The organism is Kribbella sindirgiensis, from assembly GCF_004331435.1.
Classification (GTDB): Bacteria; Actinomycetota; Actinomycetes; order Propionibacteriales; family Kribbellaceae; genus Kribbella; species Kribbella sindirgiensis.
In genome coordinates this window covers 126,053-144,860 of sequence record NZ_SJKA01000003.1, presented here as the reverse complement: position 1 = coordinate 144,860, position 18,808 = coordinate 126,053, and the positions used below count along the sequence as shown (strand labels likewise).

General features: G+C 68.5%; 14 protein-coding genes. 6 read left to right on the top strand and 8 right to left on the bottom strand.

All coding sequences use genetic code 11. From position 1 onward, the window contains the following. Positions 1 to 112 precede the first annotated feature (112 nt). The 3 genes from E0H50_RS09100 to E0H50_RS09090 all read right to left on the bottom strand — a co-directional run bounded on the left by E0H50_RS09100 (position 113) and on the right by E0H50_RS09090 (position 5,478). On the bottom strand, positions 113 to 2,494 hold the full coding sequence (locus tag E0H50_RS09100) for an outer membrane protein assembly factor BamB family protein (protein ID WP_131286190.1): 2,382 nt from the start codon (positions 2,492 to 2,494) through the stop codon (positions 113 to 115). A 205-nt stretch (positions 2,495 to 2,699) separates the two neighbouring features. Continuing rightward, positions 2,700 to 4,946: an outer membrane protein assembly factor BamB family protein gene (locus E0H50_RS09095; RefSeq protein WP_238150859.1), complete on the bottom strand. Its 2,247-nt coding sequence runs from the start codon at positions 4,944 to 4,946 to the stop codon at positions 2,700 to 2,702. Between the two features lie 220 nt (positions 4,947 to 5,166). Next, a complete protein-coding gene (locus E0H50_RS09090; RefSeq protein WP_131286188.1) occupies positions 5,167 to 5,478 on the bottom strand; it encodes an ArsR/SmtB family transcription factor in 312 nt (103 codons plus the stop codon). Positions 5,479 to 5,570: 92 nt separating this feature from the next. Here E0H50_RS09090 and E0H50_RS09085 point away from each other — a divergent pair, with 92 nt between their 5' ends. Genes E0H50_RS09085 through E0H50_RS42810 form a run of 3 tightly spaced genes read left to right on the top strand, consistent with a single transcriptional unit; the run spans position 5,571 to position 9,209 of the window. After that, on the top strand, positions 5,571 to 6,761 hold the full coding sequence (locus E0H50_RS09085) for an MFS transporter (protein WP_131286187.1): 1,191 nt from the start codon (positions 5,571 to 5,573) through the stop codon (positions 6,759 to 6,761). A 31-nt stretch (positions 6,762 to 6,792) separates the two neighbouring features. After that, positions 6,793 to 7,794 carry a hypothetical protein gene (locus tag E0H50_RS09080; protein WP_131286186.1) on the top strand — a complete coding sequence of 334 codons (1,002 nt, stop codon included), beginning with the start codon at positions 6,793 to 6,795 and terminating at the stop codon, positions 7,792 to 7,794. Then, the gene (locus tag E0H50_RS42810) at positions 7,791 to 9,209 is read left to right on the top strand and encodes a hypothetical protein (protein WP_165547045.1); all 1,419 of its coding nucleotides are present in this window, start codon (positions 7,791 to 7,793) and stop codon (positions 9,207 to 9,209) included. Before E0H50_RS09080 ends, E0H50_RS42810 begins: the two co-directional genes overlap by 4 nt. Here E0H50_RS42810 and E0H50_RS09070 read toward each other — a convergent pair. From E0H50_RS09070 to E0H50_RS09050, 5 genes are all read right to left on the bottom strand, one after another. Further along, positions 9,195 to 11,204 carry a HelD family protein gene (locus E0H50_RS09070; protein ID WP_131286184.1) on the bottom strand — a complete coding sequence of 670 codons (2,010 nt, stop codon included), beginning with the start codon at positions 11,202 to 11,204 and terminating at the stop codon, positions 9,195 to 9,197. The two genes, E0H50_RS42810 and E0H50_RS09070, sit on opposite strands and share 15 nt — an antisense overlap. A gap of 39 nt (positions 11,205 to 11,243) precedes the next feature. Then, complete coding sequence (locus E0H50_RS09065) at positions 11,244 to 12,014, bottom strand: phosphatase PAP2 family protein (RefSeq protein ID WP_131286183.1); 771 nt, start codon at positions 12,012 to 12,014, stop codon at positions 11,244 to 11,246. Between the two features lie 75 nt (positions 12,015 to 12,089). Further along, on the bottom strand, positions 12,090 to 12,992 hold the full coding sequence (locus E0H50_RS09060) for a carbohydrate ABC transporter permease (protein ID WP_238150858.1): 903 nt from the start codon (positions 12,990 to 12,992) through the stop codon (positions 12,090 to 12,092). Then, a complete protein-coding gene (locus E0H50_RS09055; protein ID WP_131286182.1) occupies positions 12,989 to 13,933 on the bottom strand; it encodes an ABC transporter permease in 945 nt (314 codons plus the stop codon). The genes E0H50_RS09060 and E0H50_RS09055 overlap by 4 nt, the downstream gene beginning before the upstream one ends. Next, positions 13,934 to 15,556, bottom strand: a complete 1,623-nt coding sequence (locus E0H50_RS09050) for an extracellular solute-binding protein (RefSeq protein ID WP_131286181.1) — start codon at positions 15,554 to 15,556, stop codon at positions 13,934 to 13,936. A gap of 47 nt (positions 15,557 to 15,603) precedes the next feature. On the opposite strand from E0H50_RS09050, the gene E0H50_RS09045 reads away from it, so the two are divergent. The 3 genes from E0H50_RS09045 to E0H50_RS09035 are packed head-to-tail and all read left to right on the top strand — an operon-like array spanning position 15,604 to position 18,352. Continuing rightward, on the top strand, positions 15,604 to 16,671 hold the full coding sequence (locus E0H50_RS09045; protein ID WP_131286180.1) for a sialidase family protein: 1,068 nt from the start codon (positions 15,604 to 15,606) through the stop codon (positions 16,669 to 16,671). A gap of 14 nt (positions 16,672 to 16,685) precedes the next feature. Next, complete coding sequence (locus E0H50_RS09040; protein WP_202868075.1) at positions 16,686 to 17,615, top strand: dihydrodipicolinate synthase family protein; 930 nt, start codon at positions 16,686 to 16,688, stop codon at positions 17,613 to 17,615. 26 nt (positions 17,616 to 17,641) lie between these two features. Then, entirely contained in the window at positions 17,642 to 18,352 is a 711-nt protein-coding gene (locus tag E0H50_RS09035) for a FadR/GntR family transcriptional regulator (protein ID WP_131286179.1), read from the top strand. The last annotated feature ends 456 nt before the right edge of the window (positions 18,353 to 18,808 follow it).

Below are 18,808 nucleotides of genomic sequence, written 5' to 3'. Positions count from 1 at the left end.
GTGCCCACGTGGGAGCGCCCGTCAGGCCGGTGCCTGACAGGTCGAACTCGAAAACCACGCGGAACATGCGGATCACGGTAGGTGTCAACACCATCCGCGGCAAACCAATTCCCTAGTTCAGCGCGAACAACCGGGTGCCGTCGGAGAAGATCGGGCGGGCGGCGGCCACGGTGACGGCCGGCTTGTTGCAGGTGACTTCCTCGGATTTGGCGACCGACTGCGTGTTCGGGCTGGGCAGGATCGGGCGCGGCTGGATGCCGGTGGTGCCGATCATCACTGGGGAACAGCTGCCGTTCGGTTGCGGCATCAGTGTGACCACCCGTCCGTCCGGCAGCAGCCCGAACCCGTTCCGCGGGTACTCCGGTTGCTGCAGCCGCGGCGGCACCTGCAGCAGGTGATGCCACTGCGGTGTCCCGTCAGCAGGGTTCGACGAAGACACGTCGTACGTCTGGGGCTGTCCGGGGTCGTTGCCGGTTCGGCAGGTGATCAGGACCAGTGACGCATGCGTGGCGGCGAGCTGTGCGTCGCAGGACGAGGAGCCGAGCCGTGGTCGTGGGGTGCCCGGCACGGGGGTTGTCCACATCACGTGGCCTTCGCCGATGTCCACGGACCACTGGTAGAGCGTGCCGCCCGCGGCAGCCGTCCAGATCAGCCCGGAGACCTCACGGGTGTCGGGTACGGCGACCAGTTCGCCGACCCACGTCGACGGGTCCAGCTCCGCGCTCAGGTCGATCCGCGTACCCAGGTCGACCTCCCACCGCTGGGCCCCGGTCTTGATGTCCAGACCGCGTACGACGGCGCCGTTGCCTGCGCAGGCGTCCACGACGACGGCCTGGTCGCCGACCAGCTCGCCCTGGGTCACGGTGCAGCGCACCTGCGCGCGCCAGTGGGTCGGGCTGCTCACGCCGTGTGCGACGACGTACTTGCCTTCGGCCACGAGCAGCTGGTTCGAGTCGACGGCCAGGGCGGTCCCGTCGGTGTCGACCTCGGTCAGCACCTCCCCGCTCACCGCGTTGAGTACGGCGTACGTCGGCAGCTTGATGCCCGCGGGTGCGCGGTACTCGGAGCGGGGGAGGTGCGCGACGATCGTCCGCCCGTCCGTGGACACCACCAGGCCCTTGGTGCCACTGGTGGCGGCGTCCTGTACGTCGGCCCGGGCATAGCGCCAGCGGATCTGCCCCGTGGCCGCGTCGGACATGACCACGCCGTCCGACCGCAGTTCCGCGACTCCACCGGCCGTACCGGTGATGGCGCCGGTCGCCGGCACCTCACGGCTCCAGGCCAGCGTTCCGTCGAGCTGGACCGGCAGCTGGGTCGGCTGGGCTGTGGTGGTTGTGCTGACCGTGTTGGCGGTCTCCAGCCGGGCCTGTACGAAAGGCTCACCAGCCGACACCACGATCCACGCGAGCAATGCCCCACACACAGCCGTCGCGCCGATGCCGAGCCAGCGCGGAGGAGCCTGGGCGTACGGCGGTGCAAGCCGTAGCCGTCGTGCCAGCGCCAGCAACGCACCAGCCAGGACCAGTGCCACAGAAGCGAGCAGCAGGTACGGCCAGCGCTCTGACATGGCCGAGCCGGGCTGGGCGACCGGCCAGCGCCACCAGCACACGCCGATCGCGATGAGGCCGACCGCCGCGAAGACGATCGCCGGGACGGTCACGAGACGCTGCCGGGTTCGCCGGAACCACGCACAGGCCAGTGCGGCCGCCGCGGCGGTACCGGCGATCGGTGCCCAGACCGGGAAGCCGCCGATGTCGGACGGCTCGGCCGGCCATTTGGCGGCTGCTCCGAGGCCGCGGCCCAGCAGGACCGAGCAGGCCACGACAGCACCGAGAGCGGCACCGAAGTAGATGACCGGGACCAGCCCGCCGATCGGCCGGGCCGCCTTAGGGCCCAGCGACCCGACCTCCCGGGTCAGGTTCTCCCTCGCCGGTCGCTCCCACTCCTCATGGCCGCGAGGGGTCGCGTACAACCGCGTCTCGCTCAGGCTCTGCAGGAACGACATCCGCCCGCGGGCGAAATCCCGGTCGGCGACGTGCGCGTACTCCTGCCGGATCCCGGCGGCGTACTCGTCGTACCGCTCGGCCGGCAGGCTCAGGATCCGCAGGTCGGCGTCACAGAGCACCGCGCCGTTGCGGTCGTCCGCCGCGCAGTCGTGCTTCGCGGTCAGCCGGACCAGGCGGCCGATTTCCTCGACCCGCTCGGCCTCGACGCCGTACGCCGCCAGTTCGAGCTCGGCCAGCTGGGCCGAGACCTCCTCGTTCTCGCCGGGGTCGGCCTGCGGGTCGTAGATCGCGTCGTGGAACCAGGCCGCGAGCCGGACCGTGTCCGCGTCGTCGGCGTACTCGGCCAGTTCGTCGATGGTCTGCAGGACCTCGGTCAGGTGCTGCTGATCGTGATAGTGGCGATGTTGCTCTGCGTAACGAGCCAGCAGGTCGTCGCCCAACGGCTGCGCGTGCGGCAGCAGGCGATTCCACTGGTCGCGCAGGTCCATGGCTAAGGAGTTTGGCACCGGTAGGGATCCTCGGCCGACCGATCCGGGGTTCCCGGATCGGTCCGTGGCCAAAGCGATATCGGCTCGTCACCTGACCGCTCCGACAGATGCGCTCCGCAACGAATTGCAGCCGTGGAATTGCGGCCTATGTCACACTCCGGCGTGGGCGGGAGGGCCCTCACCAGAGGTCGGCTACGCGGAGTCACTAGCGCAGGGCGACGACCGTGTTCGGGCCGGAGGTCAGGACCAGGTTGCCGACGGCGCGCGGATCGCGGCTGCAGGAGATGCCGGTGGGGAGCTTGACCTGCCGGAATCCGGCGCGGCTGATCACGTTCGCGACGCAGCCTCCCGCGCCGCGGCCCAGCGAGACGACCCGGCCGTCGGCGGTCACGGTGACCTTGGTCCGCGGACTCACCGGCGCCAGCGTCTGCCAAGCGGTCAGGCCGGTGTTCGCGTCGATCGCGGTGACGACGGTCCGCCGGTTCTCCTGGGTACTCGGCCCGGGGCAGTCGACGACGATCAGGTACTTCCCGGCCGCGTTCAGCAGCGTGCGGCAGGCCCAGGCCTTCGGTACGTCCCAGCGCCAGCGGACGTCGCCGGTGCGCGGCTCGATCGCGGTCAGCGCGGCAGGTACGTCGCCGTCGCCGCCGGGCTCGGCCACGACCACCAGACCGGCCACGACGACCGGACGGCGGTAGGTGTCCGCCGAGGTCCTGGTCCAGAGCTTCTTGCCCGTCTGGACGTCCAGTGCGGTCATCTCGTCCGGACGGTCGTCGCAGGTGTGGCCGACGAAGGCGAGCACGGTCTCGGCGGTGGCGATGGCGCCGAGCTCGGTGCAGTCGCCGGAGTCGTACGTCCAGCGCTCGTGACCGTCCGGATCGACACCGTGCAGCTTGCCGGAGCGTTCGCCGGTCAGGAGAGGCTGGGTCTGCAGGATGAAACGGTCACGCGTACGGCCGGGCCATGCGGCCTTGCGGCGGCCCGTGTTCGCGTCGAGCAACAGGTAGCCGACATCGGCGAACTGCGCGAGTACGTAGTCACCGTTGCCGGTGGCCGCGATCACGGGCTTCTCGTCGGAGTCGGAGCGGCTGTAGCGCCAGCGCAGTGCACCGGTCGCTGCGTCGAGCATTTCGACCACACCGCTCGGGCGAGGGACCGCCACGCCGTACCGGGTGCCGATCGCTTCTTCGGCGCCAGTGCCTGCGACGGAATCGCTCACCCACGCGACGCTGCCGTTGAGGACCGACGGGCTGGCCTTGCCTGCGTCCCGTGGTGTGCCCTCGACGCGCTCGTTGGAGCTGAGTACGTAGCTGCGGGACAGCGGCTGGACGATCAGCAGCAGGATGAGGGCGACCGCTCCCGGTACGACGACCCAGGCGAGTTGCTGACCGAGGTTGCGTGCAGGGAGGAAGCGGGCTGTCCGCGTGCGGAGGAGTGAGGCAACGAGGCCTGCTGCGCCGGCAACGAGTAGTAGGACCAGTGCGGAGATCAGCAACGGGACACGGAGGCCCACGCCGACAGCTACGTTCGTCCTCGGCGCTTGGGCCCAGGCGATGAGCAGTCCGGTCACAGCAATCGCCAGTACGGCGCCTGCGATCAGGCGGGCGCGCTGACTGGCGCTACGAGCGCACCGGAAGAGGACTGGTGCGCTGAAGAAGGAGAGGACAGCCAGAGCGACGGTCGGCCAGCCGGCCTCGTCCTGTGCTGCTGGGGTCTGCCAGGACGCACCGGACGCGGCGATCGCGACTACCGCGGCCGCGATGGCGGTGAAGGTCGCCGTGGCAGTCAGCGCGGCTTGTTGCCAACCGCGCCACGGGGCTGGGAGTTCGCTGTCCAGGCCGGCGAGCTCTGCCTCGAGGTTGACCCGGGCGACCGGGCTGAGGCGTTGCCGCGCCAGCTGCGTGCGGTAGAGGTGTCCGTCGAGCAGTTCGCGGACTTCGTCGTACCGGCTCTCGAGCGCGACCTTGCGATCGCCGGCGTCGCGACGTACCTCGGCTGTGTGGACGACGTACCGGCTGGGGTCGGAGGCGAGGATGGCGTTGACCGCGTCCAGCAGTACGTCGCCGTTCGCGTCGCGGCGGGGTGGGGCGTAGGCATCCGGTGGTGGCATCGCCAGGTCAGCGGTCAGGCGGATCAGCCGGGCGACCTCGGCGATGCGGATCGGCGGTACGCCGTACTGCGGGAGGAGGCGCTCGGCGAGCTGGGCCGAGGCCTCGGCGTCCTCGGGTGGGGTGCCGCCGGGCTCGTGGACGGCGCGGTGGAACCACGCGGCGAGCCGGACGCTGGTCGGGTCCGTGGAGAGCTGGATCAACGAGTCCAGCGCGGTCAGGACGACGCCGAGGTAGTGGTCGCGGTACGCGCGCCGGGTGCGGTCGACGTACCGCGCCACCAAGTCGTCCGCGAGCGAGGCAGACCCCGGCACCAGGTCGTCCCACCGCGCCCGGAGCTCCACCGCTTCAGTCTGCCAGCCGCACTTCTCCAACCACCCACTGCAACCTTGCGGTTAGGTCCTGTCTGGCAATCCATCGCCTACTGCGGGGCACTCGGCACGGCACCTCGCCGCACGGGTGCAAAGGCCACGATGCTCCGCATCGAGACCTTCGCCCCCGCACGCCGATGCACCGCACCGAGCACCTCCTCGCTACGGCGCTGGATTACCAGACAGGACCTGGTTACTGCTTCGCCGACAAGATGCCCGTCAGTAGGCCCGGGTAGAGGGCCTCGAGGTCCTCGCGGCGGAGGATGCTGATCCGGCGGGTGCCGTCGGTGTGCGTGGACAGGACACCCGCTTCGCGCAGGGTCTTGAGGTGGTGGGCGCGCGTGGACGCCGTCACCGGCAGCTCGATCTCGCCACAGCAGACACCGGCCGGGTTGTCGGCGAGCGCGCGGACGATGGTCAGCCGGACCGGCTCGCCCAGCGCCTGGAGAACCGCCTCGACGCGGATCTCGTCCCGCTCCGGCTGCGGGAGGACTTTGGTGGCCATGAGTCCATAGTACGACGCCTATCGAAGTTCGATGATGATCGTAGTACGATGATCGTCGAACTACTGAACCCCCTGTCTTCGAAGGGCCTGAGATGTCCGCACGGATCTACCTGCTTGGTGCCGGTGCGTTCGCGGTCGGCACCAGCGCGTACGTCGTGTCCGGTGTACTGCCCGACGTCAGCTCCGAGCTGCACGTCTCGCTGACCGCAGCCGGCCAACTCGCCACCGCGTTCTCGCTGTCGTACGCGATCGGTGCGCCGATCCTGTCCACGCTGACCGGCCGTTGGGAGCGCCGTACCCTCCTGATCGCCGCACTGGTGCTGGCCGCGCTCGGCAACCTGATCGCCGCGCTGGCCGTCAACTACCCCATCCTGATCGCCGGCCGGGTCGTGGCCGCGTTCGGCGCCGCCGTCTACACACCGGCCGCCACACTGTTCGCCACCAGCCTGATGCCACCTGAGGAACGCGGAAGAGCAGTGGCCATCGTGTTCGGCGGCCTCACGTTCGCGCTGGTGCTCGGCGTACCCGCGGGCACGCTGCTGGGTCCGACACTCGGCTACAAGGGCGTATTCGCACTCATCACCGCTGTCGCCGTACTGGTCGCCATCGTCGAGCGCGCTGCACTACCGAAGGTCGACGCACCTCCTGTGGTCAGCCTGCGCGAGCGCTTCGCCGGTGTGGCAGACCGGCGCGTGCAGATCATCCTGGCGATTACTGTCCTGGCCGTGCTGGCCGCGTTCAGCGTGTACATCTACATCGTCCCGCTGCTCAAGCACACCGCCGGCCTGACCGGCAGCGTCACCGGGCTCCTCCTGCTCCTGTACGGCGTGGGCGCGGTCATCGGCAACTTCCTCGGCGGCCGGATCACCGACCGCTTCGGCAGCCTGCGCACCCTGGTCGTCCTGATGACCGGCATCACCGCCGTTCTCGCCACGCTCGACCTGACGCTGACGACCGAGGTCGGCGCCGGAGCCGCTCTGGTGGTGTGGGGCATGTTGACCTGGGCCTTCAACCCACCGATCCAGAACCTGCTCCTGGAGCTCGGCGGCGGACTGCTCATCTCGCTCAACGCGTCCGCGATCTACCTGGGTGCCGGACTGTCCGCAGTGGTCGGCGGACTGGTCATCCAGACGCTCGGCGTCGGGTACCTCCCGGTGCTGGCCTCCGCGCTGTCGCTGGTCGTACTGGGCCTCGTTTACGTGCTCTGGCGAGACCCCTCCCTGCAGCGAGTGGAGGAGCTCGAGCGGGACGAGGACATCTACGTCACTGCAACCGCTGACTGAGGAGGACCGGCAGTAGGGCAGTCTTCTGCCCATGCGTCTGCTCGCCGGTGTGCTGTTACTCGCCACCACCCTGACCGGGTCCAACGACCCTGGCGCGGTGGTCGAGGGGTGGAAGACGTCGCCTGTGTACGTCGACCCGACGCAGCGGTCACTGGTACCGGACAAGGACGCCACTGAGCTGGCTGAACGAGTGAGCGGGCACGACCCGGCGATTCGCATCGCGGTCGTGCCCGCCACCGCGTTGGGCCCCGGCGACAAGAGCACAGCGGCCCACACGTACGTCGACCAAGTGGTGGACCGGCAGAAAGCTGACGGCGTCTACCTCGTCGTCTTCGGCGGAGCCATCGCCTGGGGGAGCGCGGTCGGGGTCGATGCCCCGATCGCGGACATCCTCACGAGCGAACTGGACAAGCACAGCCGCTCCGACCCGGTCGGCATGCTCAACGGGGTGCTGGACCAACTCGACGTACCCAATGCATCCAAAGGTGCGCCCGGTTGGCTGTGGCCGTTGCTGATCGTGCTGGTGGTCGTGGTTCTGGCGGCCGGTCTGCTCTTGTGGAGGAGACGGTCGCGCAAGGACGAAGGCCCCGCGCTCTACCGTCCGTCGTACGAGGTGTTGCCGGACGAGGTCGACACGCTGGACGAGCGGCGGGCCGTTGCGCGGGAGGACGTCACGCGGTTCGGCGAGGAACTGGATGCCGCGGACGTGCGTCTGGACGGCATGGACACGGCAGCGGATGTGCAGGCGGCGATGGACGCGTACGCCGACGCCGGCCGCGTGGTCGACGGGGAACCGGACGACGACAAGCTGCGCGCGGTGCGATCCACGGTCGAGTACGGGCGCTGGCGGCTGGCCTGTGCGCAGGCGCTCGTCGCCGGAACGGCCGCGCCGCCGAGACGTGCCACCTGCTTCTTCGACCCCGGCCACGGCGTCTCCGTGACGGACTGGATGTACTCGCCACCTGGCGGGCGGCCCCGGGAGGTCCCGGTCTGCGACGCCTGCCGTGAGCGGCTCTCGGGAGGAGCACGATGAAACGTCTGCTCGGCGCGCTCGCCGTCGTCACCCTGTGGGTCCTGCCCGCGCCACTGGCGCATGCGGCCGGCGACCCCGACGCGTACATGAACACCGTGGCCGGCCACCTCGGCGACCCTGGTGTCTGGGTCGACCCAGGCGTCACGGAGCTCAGCCCCAGCGAGACCGCTCAGCTCGATGCGGCCGCGAAGAGCGCCGGCGCCCCGATCCGGATCGCCGTGATCCCGGTGGAGAAGATCAGCAAGTCCGAGAGCAGGTACTACTCGCGGCCCGCCTGGGAAGGCGAAGAGATCGCGGACCAGCTGTACGACCGCGTCGGCGTCGAGGGCGTGTACGCCGTACTGGTCGACGCCTCGTCGTCGTCCAACGGCCGCGGGCTGCACGCGGTCCAGCGTGCCGACCACGGGCCGACGTACTTCGTGGGCGACGCGGTGGACCAGGCGGTCGACTGCTGTGCGCCGAACTACGAGTCGATGCTCGAGCGGTTCATCCAGCGCGCCCAGGTCGTGAACAAGCCGTTCTACGTCGACGCCGCGCCGTACGCCGGTGGCGTGGCCGGGATCATCGGGCTCTGGGTCACCGTGACCGGGCTGGGTGCCCGGCGTGCGCGGCGGCAGGACGAGAAGGCGCACCTGAAGGTCGCGCAGCCGCTGCTCAACGAGGAGATCATCGCGCTCTCCCAGCAGGTCTCCGCGCTGCCGACGGTGTCCGACCCGCAGCAGTCGAAGCTGTCCAAGGACGTCCTCGACACCGTCGAGAAGGCACGGCACCGGCTCGATCAGGCCAAGGGCGACAAGGACATCGAGGCAGTGACGACGCTGCTCGGTTCGGCCCGCTACGGCCTGCGCTGTCTGGACGCGGTGCGTGCGGGCGAGCCGGTCCCCGAACCCACGGCGCCCTGCTTCTTCGACCCGCGGCACGGTCCGAGCGTCGCCGAGGTGCAGTGGAAGCCCGAGGAGGGCACTGCGCGCAACGTGGACGTCTGCGCGGCCTGCAAGCAGCGTGACGAGGCCGGCGAGCAGCCCCAGATCCGGATGGTGAAGGGCTGGCAGAGCGAGCGGCCGTACTGGGAGCACGCGGAGGACCTCGCGGCGTACGTCGACGGGTACTGGTCGCAGGGCGACGGCCGCGTGTGGTGGTTCCCGGACTCCGACTTCAGGCGCCGCGGCGAGGAGATGCGGTCGCGTTGGCGGTCCCGTCGACCGGGTGCGCGCTTCGGCCGGTTCAGCTCGAACGTCGGCAGCTCTGTCGGTGACTGGGCTGCCGCGTCGAGCCGCGGTTCGGACGACGACGGCGGGAGCAGCTGGTACAGCGGCAGTTCGCGGCGTTCGAGTTGGTCGTCGCGGACGCGCTCCAGCGGTGGCGGGTCGTCCCGGCGCTCGTCACGCCGGTCCGGCGGGTCACGGGGCTTCTAGGACCTCAGGCAGGTCCTCACTGTGCAGAACGACCAGTGAGGTGACGGCACGCGTCAGACAGACGTAGAGGCGTCGGAGTCCGGTCCGCTCATCGGCTTCACCAGAAACGATGCCGGCCGGCTCCACCAGCACTACGTGGTCGAACTCGAGACCTTTGGCGAGCGACGCCGGTACGACGTCCAGGTGCGCGTCCACGTCGTCTTCGTCGCCCAGGACCGAGAAAGCGATGCCCTGCAAGGCTTTCCGGGTTGCGGGGACCAGTGCGTCCGGGACGATCAGGCCGATCGATCCGAGGCGTTCCGATACCTCACGGACCGCTGTCACCGCCGCGGCCAGGCTGTCCGGTACGCGAGTGATGGTCAGCTCACCGCGCGCTCGTCGTACCGCTGTCGGCGGCTTGAGGTGCGGCGCGATCGTCGGAAGCAGGCGGGCGGCATACTCGATCACCTGACCGGGGACGCGGAAGCTGGCGGTCAGCTCCTCGGTGTGGGCGCTCGTCTTGCCCAGGTGCTTCAGTGCCTCGTCCCACGACGGTGTGGCCCACGGTGTCGTGCCCTGCGCGATGTCGCCGAGCACCGTCATCGAGCCGGTCGAGCACCGTCGGCCGACCGCACGCAGCTGCATCGCGGAGAGATCCTGTGCCTCGTCCAGCACCACGTGACCGAGTGACGGCGTACGGTCGACCAGATCGGCGATCTCGTCGATCAGAGTGGCGTCGGCAACGGACCATTTGGCCGCACCGGGTGACCGCGGCACCTTGTCCCAGATCAGCAGGGCCTGCTCCTCTGCGGTGAGGATGCCGTCCGCGTACTCCGCGAGAAGGCCAGGGTCGGTGAAGAGGCGGAAGAGCAGCTTCGCCGGGTCCACAGCCGGCCAGAGCGCGTCGGCGTACTGCTTCACCGGGCGGCTGCGCGCGACCGAGTCCTGCACGCGGTCGTCGGGAGAGTCGCCGGCTGCCTCCATGCGCAGCAGTACGGCGTGGGCCAGCCGCTGCGGGAGCATCGCGCGGCCGGCGCCGTACCGGATGCCACGGCTGCGCAGCTCGGTGACGAGCTCCTCGGCCTGGTACGCCGCCACTCGCCAGCGATGCGCTCCGCGTGGCACGACCAGCGACTCTTCCGGCAGCTTGACGTGCGACCAGACGGCCCGGTGCAGTACGTCGGCCATACGGGCGTCGCCCTTGAGTACGTCGACCGGCGCCGGGCCCGGACCGGCCACCTTCACGCGGGCGACCAGCTCCTCGACGGTGGTCTGCTTCGCCTCGATCTCGCCCAGTGCGGGCAGGACGTCCCCGATGTACCGCAGGAAGCTCGCGTTCGGGCCTACGACGAGCACACCGGCCCGGCTGAGCTGATCCCGGTACGCATAGAGCAGGTACGCCGCCCTGTGCAGCCCGACCGCGGTCTTTCCGGTACCGGGCGCGCCTTGCACGCAGATGGTGTCGTCGACGCCGGCCCGGACGATCACGTCCTGCTCCGGCTGGATGGTGGCCACGATGTCGCGCATCGGGCCGGAACGGGGGCGCTCGATCTCTGCGTCCAGGATGTCGCTGTGCTGCTCGTCCTGGCCGCTCGCGGTCAGGTCCTCGTCCTCGAACGCGGTCATCTCGCCGTGCGTGAAGCCGAACCGCCGACGGACCCCGACACCCATCGGCTCGGTCTTGCTGGCCCGGTAGAACGGCACCGAGATGTCCGCCCGCCAGTCCACCACCAGCGGCTCGCCCAGCGCGTCGTTCACATGCCGGCGGCCGATGTGGAACGTCTCGTCGGTCGGCTCGAGGTAGTCCAGCCGCCCGAAGAACAGCGGTACGTCCGGGTCGTCCTCCAGCTCCTTCATCCGCCGGAAGATGGCGGCCTGCAGGTACTCCTGGTTGACCCGGTCCGCGCTGTGGATCTCCAGCGCGCCGGTCTTCTCCCGCATCAGCGCCAGCGCCGCCCGGGAGGTCTTCAGGTAGTCCTTCTCGGCCTGGAGAGTGTCGGACGTGTCTGAGGGCATGCTGAAACCTCCGGCGAGCAGTGGGGGAGCCCAGCCACGTTACTTGAGCACTCTGCGCGGTGGTACTGAATTACGGGTCCGCGGCCTGTCGGCGTGCAGACCGGGCCGGAGCAGCAGAGGCAGGCTGACGGCCAGCAGGACCAGAGCGACGATGCCGTCCAGCCAGTAGTGATTGGCGGTCACCACGACGACGCCGAACGTGACGATCGGGTGCAGCAGCCACAGCCACCGCCAGCGCGACCGGGTGATCAGGATCATCGACAGCGCGACCAGGGCCGCCCACCCGACGTGCAGGCTCGGCATCGCGGCGAACTGGTTCACAGCGCCGCCGGTGTGGTCCGGGCCGTACACGGACTGGCCGAAGAGCAGCCCGGTGTCCACGAAGCCCGGCATCATCCGCGGCGGTGCCAGCGGGAACGCGATGTGACCGATCAGCGCCAGCCCGGTGAGCGACACCATCGTCCACCGGACATGTGAGTACGCCTTCGGCCGCCAGATGCTCAGCCAGAGCAGTACGGCGGCCGTCAGCGGAGCGTGCACGCTGGCGTAGTACAGGTTGGCGCCCTTGATCAGGTGCGGGAACTCGAGGGCCCAGTGCTGGACCGCTGCCTCGTTCGGCAGGTGCAGCCAGTTCTGCAGCGACAGCACCTCGTGTGCGTGATCGAACGCCGACCCGGTGTGTCTCGCCGCTATCTGGCGGCCGGCGCTGTAGACGAGGAACAGCGTCGCCAGCAGGATCGCTTCCCGTACCACTCGCCAGAAGACCTGTGCCCGGCCTTCCCCCACCCGTTCCGCAGCCGCTATCCCCATACCGTTCGACGGTACTCGCCGGACCCACAGGGTTTGCCCAGGCGCGACCCTGAAGTTGCCCTGGGCAACCCCGGATCAGCCCTTCACGGCGCCGGTGAGCACACCCTTCGCGAAGTGCCGCTGCAGGAACGGGTAGATGATCAGGATCGGCACGATCGAGACCACCAGGATCGCCATCTGGATCGATGCCTGCGGCGGCAGCAACTCGGTGCCGAGCTCCGCGCTGCCGAGCTGGGTGTCGTTGATGACGTACGTCCGCAGTACCAGCTGCAACGGCCAGAGCTTCGAGTCGTTCAGGTACAGCAGCGCGGAGAAGAACGCGTTCCAGTACGCCACCGCGTAGAACAGGCCGATCACCGACAGCACCGCCTTCGACAGCGGCAGCACGATGTTGGTGAACGTCTTCAACTCACCCGCGCCGTCGATCCGCGCGCTCTCGGTGAGCTCGTTGGGCAGGTTCATGAAGAAGGCCCGCAGTACGACGACATTGAACGCGCTGATCATCGTCGGCACGATCAAGGCCCAGATGCTGTCCAGCAGCCCGACGCCCTTGACCGTCAGGTACAGCGGGATGATGCCGGGGGAGAACAACATGCTGAACAGCACGACCAGCAGGATCGGCCGCCCGGCGACGAAACTCGGCCGCGACAGCGCGTACGCCAGCAGACACGACACGGTCAGGCTGAGCAGCGTGCCGACGATCGTCACGAAGATGCTGACGAACAAGGCCCGCGTCACCACGCCGCCGGCGAACAACGACTCGTACGCCGCGAAGCTGATCGACTTCGGCAGCAGCACCAGCCCGCCGGACTCGTTGATCTGCTTGTTCGGCGCCACGCTGGTCGAGATCACGCCGACGAACGGGACGATCACGACCGCGCAGAAGACCAGCAGCACCAGTCCCTTGAAGATCCGCATCGGCCACCCGGGCATCGGCACGCCCTGCACAATTTTCGGGGGCACGGCCTTCGTACTCATCGCTGGTACACCCCTTGCTCGCCGAAGATGTGCGCCACCTTGTTCGCCGTCAGCACGAGGATCACGCCGACGATGCCCTTCACCAGGCCGACCGCCGCCGCAACACCCCAGGCGCCACCCAGTACGCCGTTGTTGTAGACGTACGTGTCCAGTACTTCGCTGACGTCTCGGCCGACCGCCTGCTGCTGCAGGATGATCTGCTCGAACCCGACGGTCAGCGAGTCACCGAGCCGCAGGATGAACAGCAGGATGATGATCCCGCGCAGGCCCGGCAGCGTCACGTGCCACAGCTGTTTCATCCGCGAAGCGCCGTCCACACTCGCCGCCTCGTACAGCTGCGAGTCGATCTGGGACAGCGCCGCGAGGAACAGGATCGTCGCCCAGCCGGTGTCCTTCCAGATGATCTGCGACGTCAGCAGCACGTGGAACAGTTCGGAGTTCCCGATGATGTCGATCGTCGACAGGTCGTGCGACCGCAGGTAGTTGTTCAGCAGACCGCTGCCACCGAGCATCTGCTGGAACAGCGCGACCACGATCACCCACGACATGAAGTGCGGCAGGTACAGGATGCTCTGCGCGATCCGCTTGATCCGCTCGGAGAACAGCGAGTTCAGCAGCAGCGCTAGCAGGATCGGTGCCGGGAACACGAAGATCGACTGCAGGCTCGTGAGGATCAGCGTGTTCTTCAACGCCCGCAGGAACGCCGGGTCGCCGTTGAAGATCACACTGAAGTTCTCCCAGCCCGACCAGTCGCTCGCGCTGATCCCGAGGAACGGCTGGTAGTCCTTGAACGCGATCACGTTGCCCAGCAGCGGGACGTAGTGGAACGCGATGATCAGCGCGATCCCGGGCAGCGCGAACAGCAGCAGCACGCGGTCCCGCAGCAGCCGCCGGCCGAGGCTCAGCTGCTGCTGCGGGCGCGTCTTGGATCGTTGCAGCATCTACTTCCCTGCCGTGTCGGCGTGCGCCTGCTCGAGCTCGGTGCGGATCTTGTCGCCGCCCGCGGCCTTCCAGGACTCCACGCCCGCCTTCCAGTCCGAGACCGGCTTCTTGCCCTGCACGATCTGGCTCTCCAGGTCGTTCATCGTCTTGACCAGCTGAGCCCACTTCTTCGACCCGGTGTCGGAGTACAGGCCGTACGACGCGTCGTACACCAGCCGCTTCGCGAACTTCTCCTGGATCGCGTGCTGCTTCTTCGGCACGTCCGGCTTGCCGGCCCAGTACAGCGCCAGCGTCGAGTCGCTGATGTACTGCAGGCCGATGCCGGTCTCCACGGTGCCCACCTTGGTCGGCACCGGGTCGGTGCCCTTCAACGTGTAGTGCCGGCCCGCGACGCCGTACTTGCGGAACAGGTACTCCTCGGTGCCGAACGGCGCCGCCATCCAGTTCGCGATCTTCAGCAACGTCTCGGCGGAGTGCGTGCTGCTCTTGCTGAACGCCGTCACGTTGTTCAGCGCCCCGCCCATCCAGGGCGTGCCCTCACCGCTGTCGAAACCCGGTACGTCGAGCATGTTCACGGCGAACGCGTCGCCCGCGGTGTTGTCGTTGTAGTACTGGTTCCAGGCCACGAAACTGTCGTAGTCGAACGCGGCGCTGCCGCCGTTGAACCACTGCTTGCGGGCGCTGGCCTTGTCGTTGAACGCGTCCGGGTTCACCACGCCGGCGGCGACCATCTTGCGGCCCGCCTCGAGGGCCTGCTCCTGCGCCTCGTGCTCGTACATCGAGGTGAACTTGCCGCCGTCCTGCTTCCAGACGTTCGGCATCCCCAGCATCATCCGGATCGTCGACAACGGCACCCGGGTCCAGGCCCACGTGTTCTCCTTGGCCGCCGTCATCTCCTTGGCCAGGTCGAAGAACTCCTGGAAGGATTTCGGCGCCGGGTCCTTGATGCCCTTGGCGGCGAGCAGGTCCTCGCGGTACAGAACACCCGACGTCCGGGACATGCCGCGCGGCACCGGGACGCCGTAGATGGCGCCGTTGAAGACGCAGCCCTTCCAGAACTCGGTCGGGATGTTCGCCAGGAACGGGTACTTGCTGATCGCGTCGCCGGACAGGTGCTCGGTCAGGTCCATGCACTTGGACTTCACCAGGCCCGGGATCTGCGGCGTGTCCGGCGGGATGTTCAGGATGTCCGGCAGGTCGCCGCCCGCGATCCGGGTCGCGAACTTGTCCTTGTACTCGTCGTTCGACGCCATGCTGATCTGCAGTTCGGAGCCGAGCCGCTGGTTGAGCTGCTGCCAGAACTGGTTCTTGTCCATGGCCGGCGGGATCGCGCCCGGGATGTTCGTCATGAACGTGATCGGCTTGCCGTCACCAGGAGCCTCGGCAATCGCCTTCACCGGGTTCGCCGGGTACTTCAGGAAGCCGTCCAGGACCACGTCGGTCCCGGGCAGGTCCGGCGTGATCTCGCCGTACTTCGTGTACGTCGGCAGCTTGACGGCCGCGTTCGCGACCGCGGTGTTCTTCTTGTCGGACGCGCACCCCGCCAGCAGCGGCGTACCCGTGACCGCGACAGCGGCGGCGGCCAGACCACCGCCGAGGAATGTTCTTCTGCTGACCGGCATGAGGCCTCACTTCCATCGGAGGGCCACACCATGACATAGTACGTCCTATGTCTTCAAGAGTCGGCGCACTTTCGGTGCCAGTCTTCGATCCGGCGGGCAGCGGGTACCACACCTTCCGCATCCCGTCCGTGCTCGCTCGCGGCCCGCTGGTGCTCGCCTTCTGCGAGGGCCGGCTGCACGGGGCCGGCGATGCAGGCGAGATCGAGGTCGTACTGCGTCGTTCGCTCGACAATGGCCGGACCTGGCTACCACCGCAGGTGGTGTCGGCGGCGCCGGGCAAAACCTGTGGAAACCCGGTTCCGTTGGTCGACCCAACGTCGGGGGACATCGTGCTGGTGACGGTGCACAACGGCGCCGACGCGGTCGAGATGTCGCTTGCCCGGGGCACCGATCCCGTCGACGGACGGCGGGTGTTCGTGCAGCGGTCCGCCGACGACGGCGCGACCTGGAGCCCGGCCCGTGAGATCACGGCGGAGGTGAAGCGGGGGGACTGGGGCTGGTACGCGACCGGCCCGTGCCACGGCATCACGCTGCGCTCCGGGCGGCTCCTCGTACCGGCGAATCATTCTTTTGTGCCCTCCTCTTCTGTCGAGGATTTGGTGCGGCTGAACGGCGGGCACTGCATCTACAGCGACGACGGCGGTGTCACGTGGTCTGTCGGTTTCGTGGACCGCAACGACGGCGCGGAGATCAACGCGAACGAGACCGCCGTCGCCGAACTCCCGGACGGCCGGCTCTACTTCAACGCCCGCAACCACCAGGGCACCGGCCCGGCCCGCGTGCACGCCTGGTCGTCCGACGGCGGTCAGACCCTCGATGCGCCGTACGCCGGGATTCCCGAGATCACCGCACCCGGTATCCAGGGCAGCGTGCTCTGTCTGCCGGACGGGCGGTTGCTGCTGTCCACACCGGTGAACCCCACGTCCCGCCGGGAACTGACCGTCTTCGTGTCCGCGGACTCGGGCGTGTCGTGGGAGCCGGCCCTGGTCGTGCACGAGGGCATGGCCGGGTACTCCGATCTGGTGCTGCTCGCCGACGGCTCCGTCGGCATCTTCTACGAGGCCGGTGAGACGTCCTCGTTCGCGACCTTGCGCTTCACGACATTCGCCCTCTAAAGGTTGGAGACGTTTTGACCGCCCAGTTGACCGGCGTCGTACCGCCGCTCGTCACCCCGCTCACCCCGACGTACGACGTCGACACCCCATCGCTGGCCCGGCTCGTCCAGCACCAGCTGTCCGGGGGTGTGAACGGGGTGTTCGTGCTCGGCACCTCCGGCGAGGGCACGTTCCTGACCGACGAGCAGCGACAGGTCGTGCTGGAGACGACCGTCGCGGAGGTGGCCGGACAGGTGCCGGTACTGGCCGGCGTCATCGACACATCGACCAATCGGGTCGCTGCGCACGTTTCGGCCGCGTTGAAGGCCGGTGTGCACGGTCTGGTCGCCACCGCGCCGTTCTACGCCGCCACTCACCCCGCCGAGATCGAGCGCCACTTCGCACGGCTGAAGGCCCTTGCCGGCGACACCCCGCTGTATGCGTACGACATCCCGCCTCGCGCAGGTACCAAGCTGCCTGCTTCTCTCATGACAGCTCTGGGCGAGCAGGGCGTTATCGCGGGGGTCAAGGACTCGTCCGGCCAGGAGACGTCGCTACGGGAGCTGGTGCTGTCCCGCCGCGAGAAGGGCCTGAAGGACTTCGCGATCATGACCGGGTCCGAGGTGACGGTCGACTCCGCGCTGGCCTTCGGCGTCGACGGCGTCGTACCTGGTCTGGGGAACGTCGACCCGGCCGGGTACGCGCGGTTGTTCAAGGCCGCTGTGGGCGGTGACGCCGCGGCGGCGCGCGAGGAGCAGGACCGGTTGTTCCGGCTGTTCGACATCATCAACGTGGCGGACCGGTCCCGGATGGGCGCGAGCTCGGCCGCACTGGGTGCCTTCAAGGCGGGCCTCTACCTGTTGGGCGTGATCGACTGCCCGGTCACGGCGTACCCCTCGATCCCGTTGAACGACACGGAGATCGCCGCGATCCGACCGCTCCTGGATCGCGCCGGATTACACTGAGCGGTCCTAGACGAGGGAGGCCGGCAGTGACAACGGGTGGGCTCAGCCGGGCACGTGGTGCGGCAGGGAATCAGTCTTTTATCCGGGACGCGATGAAGTCGTACATCCTGGAACGCGGTCTGAAGGCGGGTGACCCGCTGCCGAACGAGCAGGACCTGATGGCGCAGCTGGGCGTCGGCCGGCACCCGCTGCGCGAGGCGATGAAGGCGCTGCAGGCGGTCGGCATCATCGAGATCCGGCACGGGTACGGCACGTACGTCGGCGAGGTTTCACTGCAGTCTCTGGAGGACGGGCTCGCCTTCCGCATGTCCCAGTCGATGGCCGGCGACCTCCGCGACGTCCAGAACGTCCTGGAGGTCCGCCAGGCCATCGAGGTCGGCCTGGCCGACGACGTGGTCGCCCACTTCAAGGAGCACGGGTACGACGCCCTGGAACCCATCGTCGAACGCATGGAAGCCAAGGCCGCCGAAGGCAACTACTTCCCCGACGAGGACTGGGCCTTCCACCAAGCCCTCTACGAGCCCCTGGGCAACGCCCTCGTCATCGACCTGCTGTCAGTCTTCTGGCGAACCTTCGCCCAGGTGGACGCCCGACTCCCCGGCGCCCGCTACACCCCCACCGACGCCGCCACCTGGCACCGAGACCTCCTGAACGCCCTACAGTCCGCCAACCCCGACACCTACGCCCACTCCATGAAACGCCACTTCAACGGCATCCACACCCGCCTGGGCGAATAACTCAGCAGCTCGACAGTACGTATACGTCCACTGCAGGCCGGTGGCTGGGCAGCTGAGCGTGAAGGGGAGTGCTGCGGAGCGACACCTCCTGTCGAGCTGCCGCCTGTGGATGAACAAAAGCATGGGATGGGCAGGTTCAGGCACCATGCGGGGATGGAATCGGTCACTCAAGTCCTGGTGCGCCGGGGCGGCTGGGCGACCGCCTCTGAGCTGGCCCGAGTGGTTACGCGACATGCTGTTGCAAAGGCTCTTGCGCGCGGTGCCATACAGCGGATCACGCAGGGAACCTACGCGCTGCCCGGCCTCCCGGCCGACATGGTCGCTGTGCTGGCCTACGGCGGTGTTCTGTCGCATACAAGCGCGGCGGCTGCATCCGGCCTTCCCCTGCTGGTCACGCCCGAGAAGCCTCACCTGATCCTGCCGCCGCACCGCCGTCCGCGACCCGGTCCGCCCGCG

Excerpts from the sequence above, each read along its gene's own strand:
- E0H50_RS09100 (WP_131286190.1), bottom strand. The coding sequence starts at position 2,494 with ATGGACCTGCGCGACCAGTGGAATCGCCTGCTGCCGCACGCGCAGCCG.
- E0H50_RS09090 (WP_131286188.1), bottom strand. The coding sequence starts at position 5,478 with ATGGCCACCAAAGTCCTCCCGCAGCCGGAGCGGGACGAGATCCGCGTC.
- E0H50_RS09085 (WP_131286187.1), top strand. The coding sequence starts at position 5,571 with ATGTCCGCACGGATCTACCTGCTTGGTGCCGGTGCGTTCGCGGTCGGC.
- E0H50_RS09080 (WP_131286186.1), top strand. The coding sequence starts at position 6,793 with ATGCGTCTGCTCGCCGGTGTGCTGTTACTCGCCACCACCCTGACCGGG.
- E0H50_RS42810 (WP_165547045.1), top strand. The coding sequence starts at position 7,791 with ATGAAACGTCTGCTCGGCGCGCTCGCCGTCGTCACCCTGTGGGTCCTG.
- E0H50_RS09070 (WP_131286184.1), bottom strand. The coding sequence starts at position 11,204 with ATGCCCTCAGACACGTCCGACACTCTCCAGGCCGAGAAGGACTACCTG.
- E0H50_RS09065 (WP_131286183.1), bottom strand. The coding sequence starts at position 12,014 with ATGGGGATAGCGGCTGCGGAACGGGTGGGGGAAGGCCGGGCACAGGTC.
- E0H50_RS09060 (WP_238150858.1), bottom strand. The coding sequence starts at position 12,992 with ATGAGTACGAAGGCCGTGCCCCCGAAAATTGTGCAGGGCGTGCCGATG.
- E0H50_RS09055 (WP_131286182.1), bottom strand. The coding sequence starts at position 13,933 with ATGCTGCAACGATCCAAGACGCGCCCGCAGCAGCAGCTGAGCCTCGGC.
- E0H50_RS09050 (WP_131286181.1), bottom strand. The coding sequence starts at position 15,556 with ATGCCGGTCAGCAGAAGAACATTCCTCGGCGGTGGTCTGGCCGCCGCC.
- E0H50_RS09045 (WP_131286180.1), top strand. The coding sequence starts at position 15,604 with ATGTCTTCAAGAGTCGGCGCACTTTCGGTGCCAGTCTTCGATCCGGCG.